The 18,844-nt window shown below is 34.0% G+C and carries 18 protein-coding genes and 3 pseudogenes; 16 read left to right on the top strand and 5 right to left on the bottom strand.

Going from position 1 to position 18,844, the window contains the following annotated elements; genetic code table 11:
- Positions 1-64 precede the first annotated feature (64 nt).
- Together MHH66_RS15560 and MHH66_RS15555 are read left to right on the top strand one after the other, a co-directional pair.
- On the top strand, positions 65-1,405 hold the full coding sequence (locus MHH66_RS15560; RefSeq protein ID WP_063219627.1) for a sodium-dependent transporter: 1,341 nt from the start codon (positions 65-67) through the stop codon (positions 1,403-1,405).
- Between the two features lie 37 nt (positions 1,406-1,442).
- The gene (locus MHH66_RS15555; protein ID WP_078185399.1) at positions 1,443-2,357 is read left to right on the top strand and encodes an alpha/beta fold hydrolase; all 915 of its coding nucleotides are present in this window, start codon (positions 1,443-1,445) and stop codon (positions 2,355-2,357) included.
- 39 nt (positions 2,358-2,396) lie between these two features.
- Here MHH66_RS15555 and MHH66_RS15550 read toward each other — a convergent pair whose 3' ends face one another.
- Together MHH66_RS15550 and MHH66_RS15545 are read right to left on the bottom strand one after the other, a co-directional pair.
- The gene (locus MHH66_RS15550; RefSeq protein WP_002141609.1) at positions 2,397-2,972 is read right to left on the bottom strand and encodes a nucleotidyltransferase family protein; all 576 of its coding nucleotides are present in this window, start codon (positions 2,970-2,972) and stop codon (positions 2,397-2,399) included.
- 24 nt (positions 2,973-2,996) lie between these two features.
- Positions 2,997-3,794: a lipid II flippase family protein gene (locus MHH66_RS15545; RefSeq protein ID WP_002141610.1), complete on the bottom strand. Its 798-nt coding sequence runs from the start codon at positions 3,792-3,794 to the stop codon at positions 2,997-2,999.
- Positions 3,795-3,985: 191 nt separating this feature from the next.
- Between MHH66_RS15545 and MHH66_RS15540 the strand changes: the two genes are divergently transcribed.
- The 6 genes and pseudogenes from MHH66_RS15540 to MHH66_RS15515 all read left to right on the top strand — a co-directional run bounded on the left by MHH66_RS15540 (position 3,986) and on the right by MHH66_RS15515 (position 9,811).
- On the top strand, positions 3,986-4,663 hold the full coding sequence (locus MHH66_RS15540; RefSeq protein WP_063219625.1) for an HAD family hydrolase: 678 nt from the start codon (positions 3,986-3,988) through the stop codon (positions 4,661-4,663).
- A gap of 356 nt (positions 4,664-5,019) precedes the next feature.
- Positions 5,020-6,459: a GntP family permease gene (locus MHH66_RS15535; protein ID WP_078185397.1), complete on the top strand. Its 1,440-nt coding sequence runs from the start codon at positions 5,020-5,022 to the stop codon at positions 6,457-6,459.
- A gap of 306 nt (positions 6,460-6,765) precedes the next feature.
- Entirely contained in the window at positions 6,766-7,968 is a 1,203-nt protein-coding gene (locus MHH66_RS15530; protein ID WP_012260853.1) for an iron-containing alcohol dehydrogenase, read from the top strand.
- A gap of 147 nt (positions 7,969-8,115) precedes the next feature.
- Positions 8,116-8,813: pseudogene (locus MHH66_RS15525) on the top strand (aspartate/glutamate racemase family protein).
- Between the two features lie 87 nt (positions 8,814-8,900).
- Entirely contained in the window at positions 8,901-9,374 is a 474-nt protein-coding gene (locus tag MHH66_RS15520) for an SAM-dependent methyltransferase (protein ID WP_078185396.1), read from the top strand.
- Positions 9,371-9,811 (top strand): GNAT family N-acetyltransferase, encoded by a 441-nt coding sequence (locus MHH66_RS15515; protein WP_002085894.1) that lies wholly within the window; start codon positions 9,371-9,373, stop codon positions 9,809-9,811. The genes MHH66_RS15520 and MHH66_RS15515 overlap by 4 nt, the downstream gene beginning before the upstream one ends.
- Before the next feature lie 55 nt (positions 9,812-9,866).
- On the opposite strand, the gene MHH66_RS15510 is transcribed toward MHH66_RS15515, so the two are convergent.
- Positions 9,867-10,394, bottom strand: a complete 528-nt coding sequence (locus tag MHH66_RS15510; RefSeq protein ID WP_012260856.1) for an HAD-IIIA family hydrolase — start codon at positions 10,392-10,394, stop codon at positions 9,867-9,869.
- 172 nt (positions 10,395-10,566) lie between these two features.
- Between MHH66_RS15510 and MHH66_RS15505 the strand changes: the two genes are divergently transcribed.
- The 6 genes and pseudogenes from MHH66_RS15505 to MHH66_RS15480 all read left to right on the top strand — a co-directional run bounded on the left by MHH66_RS15505 (position 10,567) and on the right by MHH66_RS15480 (position 15,154).
- Positions 10,567-11,277 carry an ABC transporter ATP-binding protein gene (locus MHH66_RS15505; protein WP_078185395.1) on the top strand — a complete coding sequence of 237 codons (711 nt, stop codon included), beginning with the start codon at positions 10,567-10,569 and terminating at the stop codon, positions 11,275-11,277.
- Positions 11,270-12,469 carry an ABC transporter permease gene (locus MHH66_RS15500; RefSeq protein WP_078185394.1) on the top strand — a complete coding sequence of 400 codons (1,200 nt, stop codon included), beginning with the start codon at positions 11,270-11,272 and terminating at the stop codon, positions 12,467-12,469. Before MHH66_RS15505 ends, MHH66_RS15500 begins: the two co-directional genes overlap by 8 nt.
- Positions 12,470-12,751: 282 nt before the next feature.
- A complete protein-coding gene (locus MHH66_RS15495; protein ID WP_002031682.1) occupies positions 12,752-13,339 on the top strand; it encodes a YpjP family protein in 588 nt (195 codons plus the stop codon).
- Between the two features lie 105 nt (positions 13,340-13,444).
- Positions 13,445-14,080: an HAD family hydrolase gene (locus MHH66_RS15490; protein WP_176127008.1), complete on the top strand. Its 636-nt coding sequence runs from the start codon at positions 13,445-13,447 to the stop codon at positions 14,078-14,080.
- A gap of 22 nt (positions 14,081-14,102) precedes the next feature.
- Positions 14,103-14,192, top strand: a pseudogene (locus MHH66_RS15485) (aminoglycoside phosphotransferase); the annotation flags it as partial.
- Positions 14,193-14,221: 29 nt separating this feature from the next.
- Entirely contained in the window at positions 14,222-15,154 is a 933-nt protein-coding gene (locus MHH66_RS15480; RefSeq protein ID WP_078185392.1) for an aminoglycoside phosphotransferase family protein, read from the top strand.
- A 38-nt stretch (positions 15,155-15,192) separates the two neighbouring features.
- On the opposite strand, the pseudogene MHH66_RS15475 reads toward MHH66_RS15480, so the two are convergent.
- Both MHH66_RS15475 and MHH66_RS15470 read right to left on the bottom strand, forming a co-directional pair.
- A pseudogene (locus MHH66_RS15475) lies at positions 15,193-15,398 on the bottom strand (S41 family peptidase); the annotation flags it as partial.
- Positions 15,399-15,610: 212 nt separating this feature from the next.
- Entirely contained in the window at positions 15,611-17,068 is a 1,458-nt protein-coding gene (locus MHH66_RS15470) for a serine hydrolase (protein ID WP_078185391.1), read from the bottom strand.
- A gap of 198 nt (positions 17,069-17,266) precedes the next feature.
- Here MHH66_RS15470 and MHH66_RS15465 point away from each other — a divergent pair, with 198 nt between their 5' ends.
- Together MHH66_RS15465 and MHH66_RS15460 are read left to right on the top strand one after the other, a co-directional pair.
- Positions 17,267-18,223, top strand: a complete 957-nt coding sequence (locus MHH66_RS15465; RefSeq protein WP_002031692.1) for a thymidylate synthase — start codon at positions 17,267-17,269, stop codon at positions 18,221-18,223.
- 19 nt (positions 18,224-18,242) lie between these two features.
- A complete protein-coding gene (locus MHH66_RS15460; protein WP_016102088.1) occupies positions 18,243-18,731 on the top strand; it encodes a dihydrofolate reductase in 489 nt (162 codons plus the stop codon).
- The last annotated feature ends 113 nt before the right edge of the window (positions 18,732-18,844 follow it).

Below are 18,844 nucleotides of genomic sequence, written 5' to 3'. Positions count from 1 at the left end.
TATTCAGATTGATCAATAACATTTATTTATTAATATAAAATGATTTTAGCGGGAGGAAAATAGGATGAAACAGACGGAGCAATGGACTTCGAAATTAGGTTTTATAATGGCAGCAGCAGGATCAGCAATTGGACTTGGCGCAATATGGAAATTTCCTTATATTGCTGGAAAGAGCGGGGGAGGAGCATTCTTTTTAATCTTTATATTATTTACTGTATTAATTGGATTACCGCTACTTATAGCTGAATTTATGATTGGACGTAGTACACAAAAACAAGCAGTTGGGGCATTTAAAAGTATCGCACCAAATACAGGATGGCACTGGATTGGACGCCTTGGTGTTGGAACTTGCTTTATATTACTTTCGTTTTATAGCGTTGTAGGTGGATGGGTACTAATTTATTTATTCAGAGGAGTAACTGGACAACTTATTACTCCGGGACAAAATTACGGTTCGTTATTTACTGAAACAATTGGAAATCCGGTTTGGGCTATCACTGGACATTTCGCTTTTATGTTCATTACGATATGGGTTGTATCAAAAGGTGTACAAAACGGAATTGAAAAAGCAAGTAAATATATGCTACCAGCATTGTTCGTTTTATTTGTCGCTCTTATTATTCGTTCATTAACACTGGATAATGCGATGCAAGGCGTGAAGTTTTTCTTACAACCAGATTTCTCGAAGATTACTTCAGAAAGTATTTTATTCGCAATGGGCCAATCATTCTTTGCGATTAGTATAGGGATTTCGATTATGGTTACGTATAGCTCGTATTTAAATAAAAAAGAAAGTTTACCAAAATCAGCAATAACAATTGTTGGATTGAATTTATTCGTCTCTTTATTTGCAGGTCTTGCCATTTTTCCAGCAGTATTTTCGTTAGGCATGGAGCCGACAGAAGGGCCAGGCTTACTATTTATCGTATTACCATCTGTATTTAGTCAAATTCCATTAGGAGGATTGTTCTTAACGGTATTTCTTGCGCTATTTACATTTGCGACATTAACATCGGCATTTTCTCTACTAGAGACGGTAGTTTCAGCATTAGCAAATGGTGAACAAGAAAGAAGAGCTAAACTATCATGGATCATCGGGTTCTGCATTTTCCTAGCAGGTATACCATCTGCCTTATCATTTGGAGTATGGAGTGATATTACGATTTTTGGGAAGAATATTTTTGATGCAGTAGACTTCTTATCTAGTAATATATTAATGCCGCTGGGAGCATTATTTATTAGTATTTTCGTATCATTCAAGATGGAAAAGAAAGTGCTAGAAGCTGAATTTTTTGTAGGTGGAAATTACGGAAAGAAAGTATTTACTATCTGGGCATTTTTACTTCGATTTGTAGCACCACTTGCGATAGTTATCGTATTTTTAAATGTAATAGGGATTATTTAAGTTTAAATGTTATAATATTCAGTAAAAAAAGAAGGTGATGATAATAAAAACAAATTTGATTGAAGTTGGGAAATATATGAACATTAGAGGGAAAAAGCTATACGTTGAAACACATGGAAGTCCTAAAAATAAACCAGTATTATTTTTACACGGTGGTCCAGGTGAAAGCTGTTATGATTTTTCATTTCATCAAGCGGAACGATTAAAAGATTCCTTATATGTAATTATGATAGATCAAAGAGGGGTTTGTCGGTCAGAAGTAATTACCGAAGAAGAAACTTTTGGACTATGTGATTTAATTGAAGACTGTGAAGAACTAAGAAAAGTATTACAAATTGAGAAATGGTCTGTAATTGGACATTCTTTCGGTGGATATTTAGCGTTGTTATATGCGTCGATGTATCCTAATTCAATAGAGAAAGTAATATTTGAAGGTCCGACTTTCGATTTTGCATTAACAAGTAGGGCCTTACTACAAAAGACAGGAACTTTATTAAAAAAGTATGGAAAAGAATTAGTGGCAGAAGACTGCTTTGCTTATTTATCTAATAATGCTAGTTCAGAAGAGTTGTTAGAAGCTTATATAAGAGTAAGCGCTGAATTAGAAGAAAAAAGAATGGGAATTTACAATTATAAGGAAGATGAGACAGACGATAGTTTATATAGTGATGAAGTGTGGGAAGTATTTTCAAATCGTTCCAAAATCCATTTCGATAGATTAAAATCAGAGGGAGCATGTCATACGTCATTATTATCTAAAATAAAAGATATACAAAATCCAATGTTATTAATTGTAGGAAAACATGATGTAGTAACGTGTGAAAAACAAATTGAAACCTTTAATAAAGATGCTCAAAATGGGAAGCATATCATATTCGAAGAGAGTGGCCATACACCACATTATGAGGAAGCTGATCGATTTGCTGAAACAGTCATTCATTTTTTGAACTAAAAAAGAAAGAGCGCTTCGTATAATGCGAAGCGCTCTATTTTAAATTTCTGGATAAGTGATTGTAATATTAGGCCATTTACTTTGCCATTTCTTTTGATTAACTCTTTTGTTGTACATATGTATTCGTTCTTTCGTTTCAAGAAAATGAGGTGTAGGTTTCACTTGTAATGAAAGTACATCTTCTATTCCGCATGGGGATGTTAATATGACTTTGTTTTGTTCGTCCAAAGAAACACCAAGAGCGGTTGCTGTTTCAGGAAATTTAGAAATAGCATCAACAGAAGAAGAGTATGGCGGCATTCCATTCACTACATGCATGCGAGTTTGATTTTTTACTGACCAAGGGATAGTAGCATCCATATTCATTAGTTTCTGTTCTAATGATTGTTCGTACACCTCATCTTTATGTAATGGATCATAATAAATGACATCGACATCTGGCGTAGCCGTTCTTACTTCGTAGTTATGTAAAGTATCCCAAATTTTAGAACGGACAAACCCAGCGCAAATCCACCAATCAGGTAGCTCTAGTGATTTTGCCAATTGTAATACATTCATCATCCATTCGTCGTTTTCTATTAAGTGAATTAAATCTTGCTCTGTTTTTATATTCATCGATAAATACACCTTCCTAGTAGATTAATGCATCAGCTCAATAATCCATAAAATCCAGTGAGCACCTGGTACAAATAAAAGTTGTGCTAATAAGGTGCCGAGAAGTCTAGAAATCATTAGCCAACCATACATTTTACTCATAGATTCAGCGCCATTTTCTGATTGTAAAGCACGTTCTGTCAAAAGTGCTATACGTGGATCGAGTAACACTGTTAATAAAATTGTAGCAAAACCATTCACAAGACCAGAAGCTGTACTTGCATTTGTTGCGTAATCTGGATTTAGAAAAGAAGCATAAAGGGCAGAAAGAACACCTGCTGTATAAATTGCAGTAGCAAACATGTTAATAAGCATAATACGCTTTGGGATACCACCGATACGCAATCTATGAATCATTTCAAATCTTGGAAAGCGCACATATTTTTTTGTGTACTTTAATTTTTGAATGTTATTTGTTTTCATCATTCGAATGAAAGAACCATCTGTTTCAAAGTTTTGAATGACATATCCAAATAGTTTTGTCAAAGTTGGATAAAGAATAATCGCAAGTAATGTACCGATGGAAGCAGATAATAGTACAAGTCGTATAGTATGCTCTAAATTAATAGAAGCATCTCGTTTTGCGTCATCGACAATCCCGCCAATTAAAAAGGCTTGTAGTAAATTTGACGTTCTTGAAATAAGTAATACCATTCCTACGACAGATAAGGCAACGACAATCTTTTTTAAACGAACACCAGCTAATCGAATACTATAAGAACTAGTTTCGACTGCGTGGATGACAATTGTGAAAGCCATTATAAAAATTAACGTAATTGACATGTGATTCACCAGTTTCTATTAAATTAAGTATAACTTTTTCACTTTATCATATCTTTTGTGATTTTGTAACTGAAAGTATAAGGGTTAGAAAAAGTAATTTTCTGAAAAGTTAGATGGTGATAGTATAGTAAAGGGGTAAGTAGGAGAATGGCCTTAATGGGGTACATATAAAATCAGTGGGGGAATTAAATATGTATACAACATTTCTATTTGATTTAGATGGAACATTAACTGATCCGAAAGAAGGGATAATCAATGCTGTTCTATACGTGTTAGAAAAAATGGGGATTGAAGAAGTAAATATAAGTGAGTTAGATTCATTTATCGGCCCACCAATACAACAATCTTTTGCAGATAGATATAATATGAATGAAATAGAAGTAGAACGAGCGGTGTTTTACTTTCGGGAATATTTAAAGCAAAGTGGTTTATTAGAGAATAAAGTATACGATGGAATTGGAGCCCTATTGCAAGAATTAAAGGATGCTGGCAATCGTTTGTTTGTAGCAACTTCAAAGCCTACCGTATTTGCGAAACAAGTAATAGAGCATTTTCAGTTAACATCTTTTTTTGAAGAGATTGTTGGGAGTAATTTAGATGGGACAAGAATAAAAAAGGAAGAAATAATTGCTCATATTTTACAAACAAATGAAGAACTTCAAAAAGAAGAAATGGTGATGATTGGTGATAGAAAGCATGACGTAATCGGTGCGAACAGTAACGGAATTGCTTCAATAGGTGTATTGTATGGATATGGTAATGAGAATGAATTGAGCGATGCTGGGGCGATTCATATAGTGAAAGATGTCGAAGAGTTACAAAGATTTTGTATAGAGAATAGTACGATAAACTATAGAAATAGAACCTAGAAATCCCTTTATAACATATGACGATGAAATCGTTTTTGTTTAAAGGGATTTTACATATGTAATCGAATACTATAATTAGACAATTTTAGCATGAAAAATTTGTAATAAAGTAAAACTTTAATTAGTGGAAGTTTTGTCCATCCGGCACTGATTATCAGCCCCACCAATCGGGCTGTTACGAGCAGTTGATATCCCGCCTAGCTTCTGCACATTTGCTGAATTTTAAGGCGGGAGTCTTACTGCCCGCAAATAGCGGGATAAAAAGAGGAGGAATGTCATGAAATAAAATGATTTGAAATCCCGGTAAAAGTTCGCTTTCAAAAGATTGAATTTTCAGTTTAAAAGGAGGGTTATAATTGGAGCTAGTTATTATTTTATTAGCACTTAGTTTACTCATGTTTGTAGCATATAAAGGATTTTCTGTAATATTATTCGCACCGATTTTTGCATTATTTGCGGTATTTTTGACAGAGCCTAGTTTTGTATTACCTTTCTTTTCAAATATTTTCATGGAGAAAATGGTAGGATTTATTAAATTATATTTCCCTGTGTTTTTACTTGGAGCAATATTTGGGAAAGTAGTAGAAATGTCAGGAATCGCTGATTCCATAGCAAAGACGATTGTAGAGTTAGTTGGAGAAAAACGTACAATTTTAGCGATTGTTTTAATGGGAGCTATTTTAACGTATAGCGGTGTTAGCGTATATGTAGTGGTGTTCGCTATATTTCCGTTTGCGGCTAAGTTGTTTCGACAAGCGGATATTCCGAAGCGTCTAATCCCTGGAACGATTGTTCTTGGAGCAGTAACGTTTACAATGGATGCGCTTCCTGGATCACCACAAATTCAAAACGTAATACCTACAACCTTTTTTAAAACGGACATTTATGCTGCACCGATACTTGGTATTTTAGGAGCAATTTTTGTTCTTACATTAGGTTTACTATATTTAGAGAGTAGACGTAAGAAGGCAAAAGAAGCAGGTGAAGGATATTTTGGTTTTAACGATGGAAATTCTGAAATGGCAGCATCTTTGCAATTAGAACAAAAAGATATGCCGATATTAAGCAGTATTGAAATTACAAGAGTACAGCAAGTAATTGCGTTTGTACCACTTATTTTAGTAGGTGTAATGAATAAAGTTTTCACAATCATGATACCAAAGTGGTATCCAGATGGTTTTGATTTCTCAGCTATTGGTATGAAAGCATTTGGAAAAGTTGAATTAAGTGCGGTAGTTGGGATTTGGTCTGTAGAATTGGCACTTATTATAGGGATTTTATCAACGCTTTTATTATATTGGAAACGAGTAGTAACTGGATTTCAAGCTGGATTGAATACAAGTATTGGTGGAGCGCTACTTGCAACAATGAATACAGGCGCGGAGTTTGGATTTGGTGGTGTTATTGCAGCACTTCCAGGCTTTGCAATTATGAGAGATAGCATCTCTGCAACTTTCACGAATCCATTAGTAAATGGGGCAGTCACGACGAATATTTTAGCTGGAATTACAGGTTCAGCATCAGGCGGAATGGGAATTGTGTTAAGTGCGATGGGGGATAAATTTATTGCAGCGGCCAATCAATATGATATTCCATTAGAAGTTATGCACCGCATTGTATCAATGGCATCAGGCGGAATGGATACATTACCACATAATGGTGCAATTATTACTATTCTAACGGTAACAGGATTAACACATAAACAGTCATATAAAGATATATTTGCTATTACAATTTTGAAAACGATTGCTGTATTTGCAGTCATCGCATTCTATACTTTAACAAGGATCTATTAATACTAGTTAATATACGAAAAGAAAATATTTATTAGATTGATATTTTACATAATAAAATATTTATTGTAACTACTCAGTCACTCTATGAAAAATCGGCAGAAAAGTTTTTTAAGTTGGTCGAGAGAGGACCTGGCTATTTATAGGAGCGGTCAGGGCCTTTCCTGCCACGCGCAAAGTTTTAAAACAAAGTATATTATTAATAAGGGGGCTTATTTTAACTGGAATAATAGACTTTATCAAACTTCTGAATGAAATGCATGGCTGAGTAGTTGCAAATATTTATTATAAATAGAAGGGGTGGAGTACTTGCAAGAGGTTGCTGAGTTTCGTATGCCGAAGTCTGTATTATATGGAAGAAATTCGTTTGAAAAACTAGGGGATCAATCAAGAAAGTTAGGGAAAAGGGCCTTTATTGTCAGTGATACAATTATGGAGAGTTTCGGTTATGTTGAAAGATGTGTGGATCACTTAAATGCGAAAGGGATTACTGTTATTACGTACAATGAAGTAAACACTGAGCCTACAAATTCACACGTATTGGAAGCGTTATCTATTTGTAAAGAAGGAAAATGCGATTTTATCATAGGTATTGGAGGAGGAAGCTGTATTGATGCTGCGAAAGCAGTAGCAGTGTTATATACAAATGGTGGAGAAATTGAAGATTACGTCCAAAAGGATATAGAAATAGAATACAATCCACTACCGCTAATCGCAATCCCTACGACTTCTGGTACTGGATCGGAAGTAACAAGTGTAGCAGTAATTACAAATAAAAAAACAGATGTGAAAATGATGATAAAACATCCAAGCTTTATCCCTCATGTTGCTATAATAGACCCGATTTTTACAAGTTCGGTACCACCTCATATTACTGCAGCAACGGGAGTAGATGCATTATGCCATGCAATTGAAGCTTATATTTCTAAAGTTTCACAACCTCTTACAGATGTTCTTGCTCTTTCAGCTATTGAAAGCATTATGAAATATTTACGTATCGCATATGAAGATGGAGATAATATGGAAGCAAGGGAAGCAATGATGATTGCTTCATTACAAGCTGGGATTGCTTTTTCAAATGCATCTGTTACATTAGTGCATGGTATGTCCCGTCCAGTGGGAGCATTATTCCATGTACCACATGGAATATCGAATGCAATACTATTACCTACAGTTTTAGAGTTTACAAAAATGAGTGCAATAAAAAGGTTAGCAGAAGTAGGACGTAGCTTAAACAAAGATTTGTATTCTCATTCTGATGAAGAAGTAGCGAACTACACGATTGCTGAAATTAAGAAACTTTGTTTTGATCTTCGTATTCCTAATTTAAGAGAATACGGAATTGACGAAGTTGAATTTGAAAATGCTATTTCTAAAATGGCGAAAGATGCAATTGCAAGTGGTAGCCCAGGAAATAATCCACGAGTTCCTTCTTATGATGAAATCAAACAGTTGTATCGAGAGTGTTTTAATTATCAATATGAAGATGCTATAAAAACATCAGGGCTTTAATTTCAGAATATTATAATAAAATTTCCTTGGAAATAGTTAAAACAAGACTTTATATTATAAATTTAAAGTCTTGTTTTATTGTGTATAATATACATAATAAAATATTGTTATTGGTTTTATAAAAATAGTTTAGGTAGGTGTTTTACTATGAAAACGATAGGTCTTATAGGTGGTATGAGTTGGGAATCAACTTCTGAATACTATCGAATTTTAAATGAAGAAATAAAAAGTAGATTAGGTGGATTACATTCAGCAAAATGTCTGATTAATAGTGTGAATTTTGAAGAGATTGAACGATTCCAGTCTAGCGGAGATTGGAGGGAGCAGGAGAAGTATTAGGGAATACGGCGTATTCATTGCAGAAAGGAGGAGCAGACTTTATAATCATTTGCACAAATACAATGCATAAAGTAGTTGAGAAAATAAAGGAGAATATTAACATTCCAGTATTACATATTGCGGATGCAACTGCAAAAGAAATAAATAGAAAAGGTATTCAATCGGTTGGTTTGCTTGGAACAAAATATACGATGGAGCAAGATTTCTATAAATCACGTATAGAAGAGAATGATATAAAAGTAATAGTACCATTAGGAAAAGATAGAGAAAAAATAAATGAAGTAATATACAAAGAATTATGTTTAGGAAAGATAACATCTCAATCTAGAGAGTATTATAAAAGAGTTATAGAAGAGTTAGTGCAAAAAGGGGCGCAAGGAATAATATTAGGGTGTACAGAAATAGGGTTATTAATAAAGCAGGAAGACATATCAGTTCCGATATTTGATACAACGCATATACATGCGATTGAAGCAGTCAATTTCGCTTTACATAATAGATTGTAATTATATTATGTAAACTCAACTCATTTGTCTGGAAAACATTCAGGAAATATTTTATAATGTAAGTGGTTACATTTAGGGGGAATGCGGATGTTTTCAGTTCAGCCAATCGCATTTGTACATAATGAAAGAAAGGAAATAAAAGATGATGAGTGGGGAGAAGTAAGATCCTATATTACTTTAACTGATATGTATACAGAGGAAAGTATACAAGGGATTGAAGATTTTTCTCATATTGAAGTTGTCTTTTATTTTCATAAAGTAACTGATGAACAAATTCAATATTTTGCTAGACATCCTAGAAATAATAATGATTATCCTAAAGTAGGCATTTTTGCACAGCGCGGGAAAAATCGTCCGAATCGCATAGGAGCTACAATTGTAAAGGTGATCAAAAGAGAAGGTAAATCAATTATTGTTGAGGGGTTAGATGCTATTGATGGCACTGCTATATTGGATATAAAGCCGATAATGAAAGAGTTTATGCCGAAAGAAGAAATTCTACAGCCTAAATGGGTAACGGATATTATGAAACAATATTGGAAGGGGAATAAAACAAAATGAGAATATATGAGGCAACAATTGCAGATTTAGATGGACTAGCATCTGTTTTTAATAACTATCGCGTATTTTATCGACAAGATTCCGATATTGAAGGAGCAAAAGTATTTTTACGAAATCGAATCGAGAGAAAAGAATCCATTATTTTCGTGGCAGTTGAAGATGGAGAATATATCGGATTCACGCAACTATATCCATCATTTTCTTCTATTTCGATGAAAGAGTTATGGATTTTAAATGATCTGTTTGTACAAAAGGCGAAGCGCGGAGCCGGAACAGGTAAAAAATTGTTAGAAGCTGCTAAAGAATTTGCCTTAGAAAATGGCGCAAAAGGTGTGAAATTACAAACAGAGATTGATAATTTATCAGCTCAGCGATTATACGCTGAAAATGGATACTTGAGAGATAATCGTTATTTCCATTATGAATTAACTTTTTGAAATATATATAGTTAAATGAGACGTTTTCAATGTGAAGACGTCTCATTTAATTTTTTTATTGATGATTTAAAATCCAATTTGTAGCATCTTCAAAGTTTTCTGCGATGTAGTTTGGTTCAATATGTGCCCATTTATCTCGGAATGTATGTAAAGCATCATATCCAGCGCCAGTTTGAACTAATATAGTCGTTGCATTTACTTTTGCCCCAGCAACAATATCCGTCCAGCGATCACCGATTACAGCGCATTTTGTTAAATCAAGCCCATGTTTTTCCGCTGCTTGCAGGAGCATACCTGTGCTCGGTTTGCGGCATTCACATCCGCCACCATGTTTATGAGGACATAGATAAATATCATCAAAACCAAACCTTTTTAATTCTTGCACAAAATCATTCACAGTTGCTTTTCCATCCGCGATACCTGGTTGATTCGTAAAAGAGAATAGTTTAATATTTTGAGCTTTTAACTTTTGTAAAGATTCCTTTGTAAAAGGAAATAACGTGAAAGAACCTGGATAATGTATTGTAGTATCACCGCCAATTGTTCCGTCACGATCAATGAATATTGCTTCAATGTTTGTCATAGTTATAGTCCTTTCAATTTAAATTAAAATCCACAAACATTAAGTATTCTCTTGAAATATGCTTTTTCCTGCTACTGAAATAAATATGTCGAAAAATGGTATAATAATATATTAAGAGGAATATTTTACTATTTTATTTGGTTGTAATGTAAATGGAAAGAAGGTAAGTATTATGTTAGAGGTGAATATCCGCTCAGCCGGATATGAAATTGGTGAAAAGACAGTTCATGATATTGCATTTGCAATTGAAAAAGGAGAGTTAGTGGCTCTTATTGGTGCAAATGGCGCAGGAAAGAGTACGACAATTAAGTCGATACTCGGTTTGCTTGTCAATATGGATGGTGAAATCTCGTTTGGTGAAAAGAAAAATCCATATGCATATGTACCGGAGCATCCCACTTATTATGATTATTTAACTTTATGGGAGCATATTGAATTGTTAATGGCTGCCCGTGGAAATGAAGAGGGAAATTGGGAGGACAAAGCAAGGGAATTATTACATACGTTTCGAATGGAAAAACATATACACGAATACATATCAAAATTTTCAAAAGGTATGAAACAAAAATCGATGCTAATATTAGCATTTTTAACAGAGCCAGATTTTTATATTATTGATGAGCCTTTTATCGGTTTAGATCCAGTAGCCACGAAAGACTTTTTGAATTATTTATATAAAGAAAAAGAGCGAGGAGCAGGTATATTACTTTGTACGCACGTGCTGGATACAGCTGAAAGAATTTGTGAAAGATTTTTACTCATTTCGCAAGGTACATTAGTAGCAGATGGGCATTTAGAGGCGATCCAATCGTTAGCAGAAATGCCAGGAAGTACACTGTTAGATTGTTTCGATGCAATTGTAAGGCGGGAACAACATGATTAAACAACAGTTTAATAAAAGGTTACGTCATGAATTGCAAAGAAAATGGAAAGCGATTCGTTCTGTAACAGATTGGACAGTAGCATTATATATTATTATTCCAGCACTTATATTTGCCGGGATCTATTATCGTTCACTATGGATGAAAGAATTATCGATGGAAGAGACCATTTATTTTGGGTTAGGTTTACTCGCGTTTTATTTTGTCACATTTTCAAGAGGAGTTCGCTCATTTTTTGAACAAGCAGATAGTTTATTTTTAATTTCGTACCCAAATCATATGCGAAAATTAATGAAGCTTGGCATTATATATACGTTAATTCGGATTGCAATAACGAACGCAATTGTAGTATTCATTATGCTGCCTATATTGATGAAAAGTATGGGAGCGACAATTATACAAATCGTACTGTTCTGGATGTTTTTTACTGTTTTTCGATTTATGCTATCGTTGTTGACGAGATTCATAAATGTACGTGTGGGGAAACGATGGGTTTTATTGATTATAAAAGATGTTATATTTTCTTTAAGTTTAGTCTATTTTGGAATCAGTGTATTTTTCATTTTTAAAAATCAATTGTATTTCATATTATTTACCGGCCTAGTAGTTGTACTTACTGTAGTCTTAGTAAAAGAAAAGATGAATTATAAAAATTTCTTTTTTAAAGAAGTTGAGAAAGAAAAAGAAGAAAGTATGCGCTGGACTGTAGGGATTATGCAAGTTGGTGGTCATGCAGCTAAACCAAGTAGTTCGAATAAAAAACCGTGGATGTTCCCTCGGTCTAAAAAGATATTAGGAAAAAATTCTGATTCGCGTATTGTAGAAGCTTTTTTAAAAGAATTTTTGCGTACAAGTAGTGCTTTAATATTTTATGTTCAAATTGTATGTATAAGTACTGTAAGTATTATCGTGACTCCGCAGTGGATAACAGCTATTATTCTTGTATTTGCTATAGTTGCTATTTCTCGCTATGCGCGTGATTATTGGAATGAATTTACGAAGAAAATGTTTCTACATTTATATTGCGATGAAGGAGAATTACTATTATTAAGGTGGAAGGCGGATCGTTATTTGCTCCTTCCAGTCGTATTCATATACGGGACGGTCATCCTTTCTCAGTTTTATTTATTACCAGCAGTAATTATTGGAGTTATTTTTATAGTATTCATTGGTTGGATTGTATTTTTACCATAGAAAAAGAGCCGGAAGCGGCTCTTTTTCTAGTCTGTAACACACTGGTAAATAAAATATACTAAAAGGAGTATGCTTGCGGCGGAGTACACGACATCTAAAGTCATCTGATTGCCCCCTCATTGTTGTTGTATTTATAGTGTATGAAATCTTACAATTTCATATTCAAGTGAAAAATATGTGAACGTTAACAAAATTGTAAAGTGCAAAAATTACAATCATTTTGTATAATAGAAGAAACAACCGTTATATAAAATATAATGAGTGAAAGGGGAGGGAACATAAATGCCAAATTGGTTTAGAAAAACCTTAGTCGCATTAATTACCGTATTTACGTTTGGTTTAGTGACGCCTCCTTCCATATTACTTGATAATGCCAAAGCTGCGGACAAGCCTACGAGCACAGCTGGGCAACAAAATTTGGAGAGTACGTCCTATACATATGAAGAAACAAATGATAGGTTAACCACCGATACTTTTGTTAACTATGCGATGCAAGAAGCAGAGAAGCAATCTATGCAAAAATTCGGCTCTAAAATTGGGCCTGTAATTGAAGATGAATTTAAAGATGTTGTATTACCTAAAATTGAAGAGGCAATTGCGGAACTTGCAAATGATGTGCCAGAAGAATCGTTACAATCATTAGCGATTTCTCAAAGACCGGCTGGCGGAAATAATGAAAAGATTTTTCATGTTTATGACACGAAATCAGGAAATGACTTACTGCGATTTCATGTGAGGAGAGATCATCCACCGCAAGATGGATATTATTTTAATTTCCACTATCATCGTTTTGATGATGGATATTCAGGACACCATGAGTTAGGAAATATTTATTGGAATACGAATGTACCGCCGAAATGGTTGTCTTAAAAAGGACGAGAGAAAATCTTGTTCTTTTTTTCTTTATGAAAGGATACGACATTTATGTTGTTGAATAACATATGTTTAGGAAAAAAGAAAAAAGGGAGTATGGGGATGCAAAAATATATCGTTTTTGACTTTGATGGCACATTAGTAGATTCACAAAATATATTTGTACCAATTTATAATCAACTTGCTGAAAAGCATGGATATAAGACAGTTAGTGAGGAAGAAATTGAGCCTTTACGAAAATTGACTATTTCTGAAAGATGTAAAAAACTCGATGTACCACTTTATAAACTTCCTATATTGGCGTTAGAGTTTTATAAATTATATCAACCTGCCATAAAAGATCTCGTTTTATTCCATGGGATGAAGGATGTATTAGATGAATTACATAAAAAAGGCTACGGGATTGCGGTTATATCTTCGAACTCAGAAGAGCATATTAGGGCATTTTTACATAGTAATGGCATAGAAAATATTCAAGAAGTGTATTGTTCTAAAAATTTGTTTGGTAAAGATAAAATGATTAAAAGATTTTTAAAGTCGAAAAAGCTAACAGAACAAGATATGTTATACGTTGGTGATGAACAGCGAGACGTAGCAGCGTGTAAAAAGGCTGGTGTGAATGTAATTTGGGTATCTTGGGGATATGATGTCATTGAAACAGTAGAAAAAGATGAACCAGATTTTATGGTCAATACACCGATGGAAATTGTACAAGTTGTACAGGGCGCACATTCTTAATATGAATATACTTCGATAAGGTATTCATCATATTGAATTTGGGATAGCGAATTTAGATGAGTCTATTACTTTTTATAATCCGAATGGATTTATTATAGAAGTAGCGTATACACCAAATGTAGAAATGTAAGGGGAATAAACATGAAGACAATTACAGCACGGCAAAGCAATATACAAATAGTAAAAGATGCAGCAAATATTGAAGAAATCTCTAAAGGTTTCTCTCCTGATAAAAAATATATCATTACGACTATTGAAGATGAAAAGTATTTGTTACGGACAGGCGATATAAAAGAGTATGAAAGAGAGAAAATAGAGTTTCAAATTTTAAATGAAATGCAAAACCGTAGTGTGCGAGCGCAAAAACCAATTGAAATGGGTTTATTGGCAGAAGAAGGTTTATGCTATGGCATTTTTTCATATGTAGAAGGGGAAGATGCGAAGAAGCTATTGCCTACGTATTCACCAAAAGAACAATATAATATTGGTATAGAGGCAGGAAAAGATTTAGCAAAAATACATACATATGAAGCTCCTAAGGATATACTTCCATGGTATGAAAGAGCAATGAAAAAACACCGGAAATATTTAGAGGCATATAAAACATGTGGAATAAAAATAAAAAATGATGATAAAATCATAAAGTTTATAGATGATAATGAAATGTATTTACAAAACCGCCCAAATCGATTTCAACACGATGATTTTCATTTAGAAAATATAATTGTGCGGGATGGGAAATATGTAGGTGTTGTTGATTTTAATGGATACGACTGGGGCGATCCACTTCATGATTTCGTGAAAATTGCACTATTTGCAAGGGACATTAGTATTCCGTATTCAATTGGACAAATAGAAGGATACTTTAATGGTAGAATACCAGAGGAGTTTTGGAAATTATATGCGGTGTACGTTGGCATGACAGTTTTCTCATCAGTTGTCTGGTCCTTACGAGCAGCACCGCATATGTTAGATGATACGTTAGAACGTCTTACTATAGTTTTAGCGGATCATAAAAACTTTGAGCTATTAAAGCCAATTTGGTTTCAACCAGAAAAGATTGATATGAAATAGAAAAGGTGGGTGTGATTCACACCTACCTTTATTTTTTATCATTCTTCGTTTTGAAGCAGTTGTAATGCTAACTTTAAATCTACATCTTCTTGTATATGTTCCGAAGTCCACGGGATATGTATATGTGGTTGTATACCAATTCCGGACCTATAATAGAAAGCCGTGAAGTAGGGTAGTAAAGAGCAAATGTATCAGCCCATTCCATTACTGCTAAATTAGAATAATCATTTAAACCAGCAGTAGGATCGTCCCATCCTTTTTTATCAATACAACCGGAATAATCGTGATGAGTAATCGAAACAATTTCTTTTCAAATTTCTGTGTACATAGCTTTTCCACTTTATAATTTAATTAGTTGAATAATAGAATTCTGTATCCTTTACGTATTATCCTTTTTTTGGATGAAGAATTTAAAGGGAAATAGAGGGAAGTGTTGTCATCCCTCTGTTTAAAAAATTATTTAATTTTCTTAAATGCAAGCGGCTGAGTACTTAACATAGCTGGTACATGTAACTGAAGGGATGGGAATTCACCGCTCACACTCATTTCATAAGCGAATAATAAACTCATTTTCATTTGGAATAACTCAACTTCTGCGGAGAAGATGTCGTAATGATGATGCCCTAATTGAATATCCATCTCCATAAATTGTACATTTAACGAATCATCTCGCTTGTATATTTGTAATGTTCCGTATGCAGGATGTTCAAAAGTACCAGTATAATCCTCTAACTTGTGAGAAGGTGTAGTTCCTTTAATTTGTTCAGGAAGTGATTCAGTTGCTTCTTTCATCATTTCCTTCATTTTTTCAGTATCTTCTACAGCACGTTTATGCCAATCAATGGATTCTAATTCAAGTAGTTCATCATAAATTTGATTAGCGAGATAAGTAGGAAGTAATGTGCCTCCAGCATTTGTTAAAATGACAAGGCCTATGTTTTCATTTGGTATGAATGAAACGAGCGCTGAAAATCCATCAATATTACCGCCATGATGAACCACCTTATTACCACGATAAGCGCTAATAAACCAACCAAGTCCGTAACTATTTAATGGAGATTCGGGAAGTGATAAAATCGGTTGATCTGGAATTGACTTGTGTGGTGTATACATTTGTTGTAATAATTCAGAGGAGATTAATTCATGATCTCCAAATTTTCCTTCGTTTAAGTGAAGAAGTACCCAATTTGCCATATCTTCAATTGTAGAATTAATACATCCAGCAGCGCCGACTGTATCGATGTTACGGAATGGAACTTCTTTTATTTCACCTTCATTTTCAATGTAAGGTAAAGCATAATCATCTGTAGTTTGTGAATCTGTAACAGAGAAATTTGTATGTCTCATATTTAAAGGTTCTAAAATATGTTCTGTAGCGTATTGCTCCCACGTTTGATTTGTAATGTTTTCAACAATGTAGCTAATTGTTGCATACATTAAGTTGTTATAAAGAAATGCTGTGCGGAACGGTGCATCAAGTTGTAAATGTTTTATTTTTTCAACGAGATCTTTTCGAGATAAGGAAGAGCTGTACCAAAGAGCCTCATGACGACTTACCCCAGTACGATGGGAAGCCAAATCTCGTCCTGTAACTTGTGAGCTAGCAAGTAGTTCAGATAAAGAGAAGTTAGGTATATAAGACTGGACAGGAGTATCCCAATTAAACTTTTTTTGCTGTGCCAACAAGCTTAATGAAAGTGTGCCAAAAGCTTTCGTTGAGGAACCGATTGCGAACCGAGTACTCGGTGTAACAGGTTCTTTTGTTTCTATATTTCGATATCCGAAACCTTCTGAAAGAATAACTTCACCATCTTTTATAACAGCTATAGCAGCACCAGGAACGTTTAAATCCTTCATTATTTTTTCAACCGTTGTTTGTAACGAAGTCATAACAGGAGTTTCAATTTTAGACATACTTCTAACCTCCAAATATAAATTTTGTTCTTCCGCACTATACTTTCGGTAACAGAAAATGAAAACCTTTTTAATTATGGAAAGTTAATAATTTTGTAAGAATTACTGAAATAATTTTTATTTATCAAGATTATTAAATTTATTGTTTTTCATGTTATGATAAATTTCATATAAGATTGAAAGAAGGTTTTCCTACATATGAAACATGCTGAATATGAATACTTAAATTTATGCCGCCATGTAATGGAGCATGGTACGAAGAAAGAAGATCGTACAGGGACAGGCACTGTATCTGTATTTGGATATCAAATGCGTTTTGATCTAAGTAATGGTTTTCCTTTATTAACGACAAAGAGAGTGCCGTTTCGCCTTGTAGCAAGTGAACTGCTTTGGTTTATGAAAGGTGATACAAATATTCGTTATTTATTGCAGCATAATAATAATATTTGGAATGAATGGGCATTTAAGAGCTGGGTAGAAAGCGATGAGTATACTGGCCCTGATATGACAGATTTCGGTCTCCGCTCACAACAAGATGAGGAATTTAAGAAGCAATACGATGAGCAAATGGAATTGTTTAAAAAGAACGTTTTAGAAGATGATGATTTCTCGAATAAATATGGTTATTTAGGAGATGTATACGGAAAGCAGTGGCGTGCCTGGAAAACGACAGCTGGTGAGACGCTTGATCAATTAAAAGATGTAATTGAAATGATTAAAAAAACGCCAGACTCCCGTCGCTTAATTGTTTCTGCCTGGAATCCTGAAGATGTACCAAGTATGGCATTACCACCTTGTCATACGCTATTCCAGTTTTATGTAGCGGATGGCAAACTTTCTTGTCAGTTATATCAAAGAAGTGGTGACATATTCCTTGGAATTCCATTTAACATTGCAAGTTACTCATTACTAACACATTTAATCGCACATGAATGTGGTCTTGAAGTGGGAGAATTTGTTCATACAATTGGAGATGCACACATTTATACGAATCATTTTGAACAAGTAGAAAAGCAATTGGCACGTGAACCACGTCCATTCCCGAAACTTACATTAAATCCAGATGTGAAATCTGTGTTTGATTTTGAAATGGAAGATTTAACGATTGAAGGATATGATCCACACCCAGCAATTAAAGCACCGGTTGCAGTATAATTGTAGAGGAGATGAAAAAATGATTGTTTCATTTATGGTCGCAATGGACGAGAATAGAGTAATTGGTAAAGATAATAACTTACCTTGGCGTTTACCGAGTGAATTACAGTATGTAAAGAAAACGACGATGGGTCACCCACTTATTATGGGGAGAAAGAACTATGAAGCAATTGGTAGACCATTGCCTGGAAGACGTAATATTATTGTAACTCGTAATGAAGGGTATCGTGTTGAAGGTTGTGAAGTAGCACATTCTGTAGAAGAAGTGTTTGAACTATGCAAAAATGAAGAGGAAATCTTTATTTTCGGCGGAGCACAAATTTATGATCTCTTTTTACCTTACGTAGACAAGTTATATATAACAAAAATCCATCATGCATTTGAAGGAGATACATTCTTCCCAGAAATGGATATGACAAATTGGAAAGAAGTTTTTGTTGAAAAAGGTTTAACGGATGAAAAGAATCCGTATACGTACTATTATCATGTATATGAGAAGCAACAATAATAAGAAGGATTGATGTGAAATTCACATCAATCTTTTTATTTGTATTCATTAATATAAGTTTATAGATGATATTAAATAGTGCTATAATGAAATCTAGCATGTAAAAATGCTAA

The organism is Bacillus sp. FSL H8-0492 (assembly GCF_038006145.1).
GTDB lineage: Bacteria > Bacillota > Bacilli > Bacillales > Bacillaceae_G > Bacillus_A > Bacillus_A mycoides.
The sequence above is the reverse complement of the archived record's forward strand: the minus strand, read 5'-3'. Positions and strand labels throughout refer to the sequence as shown.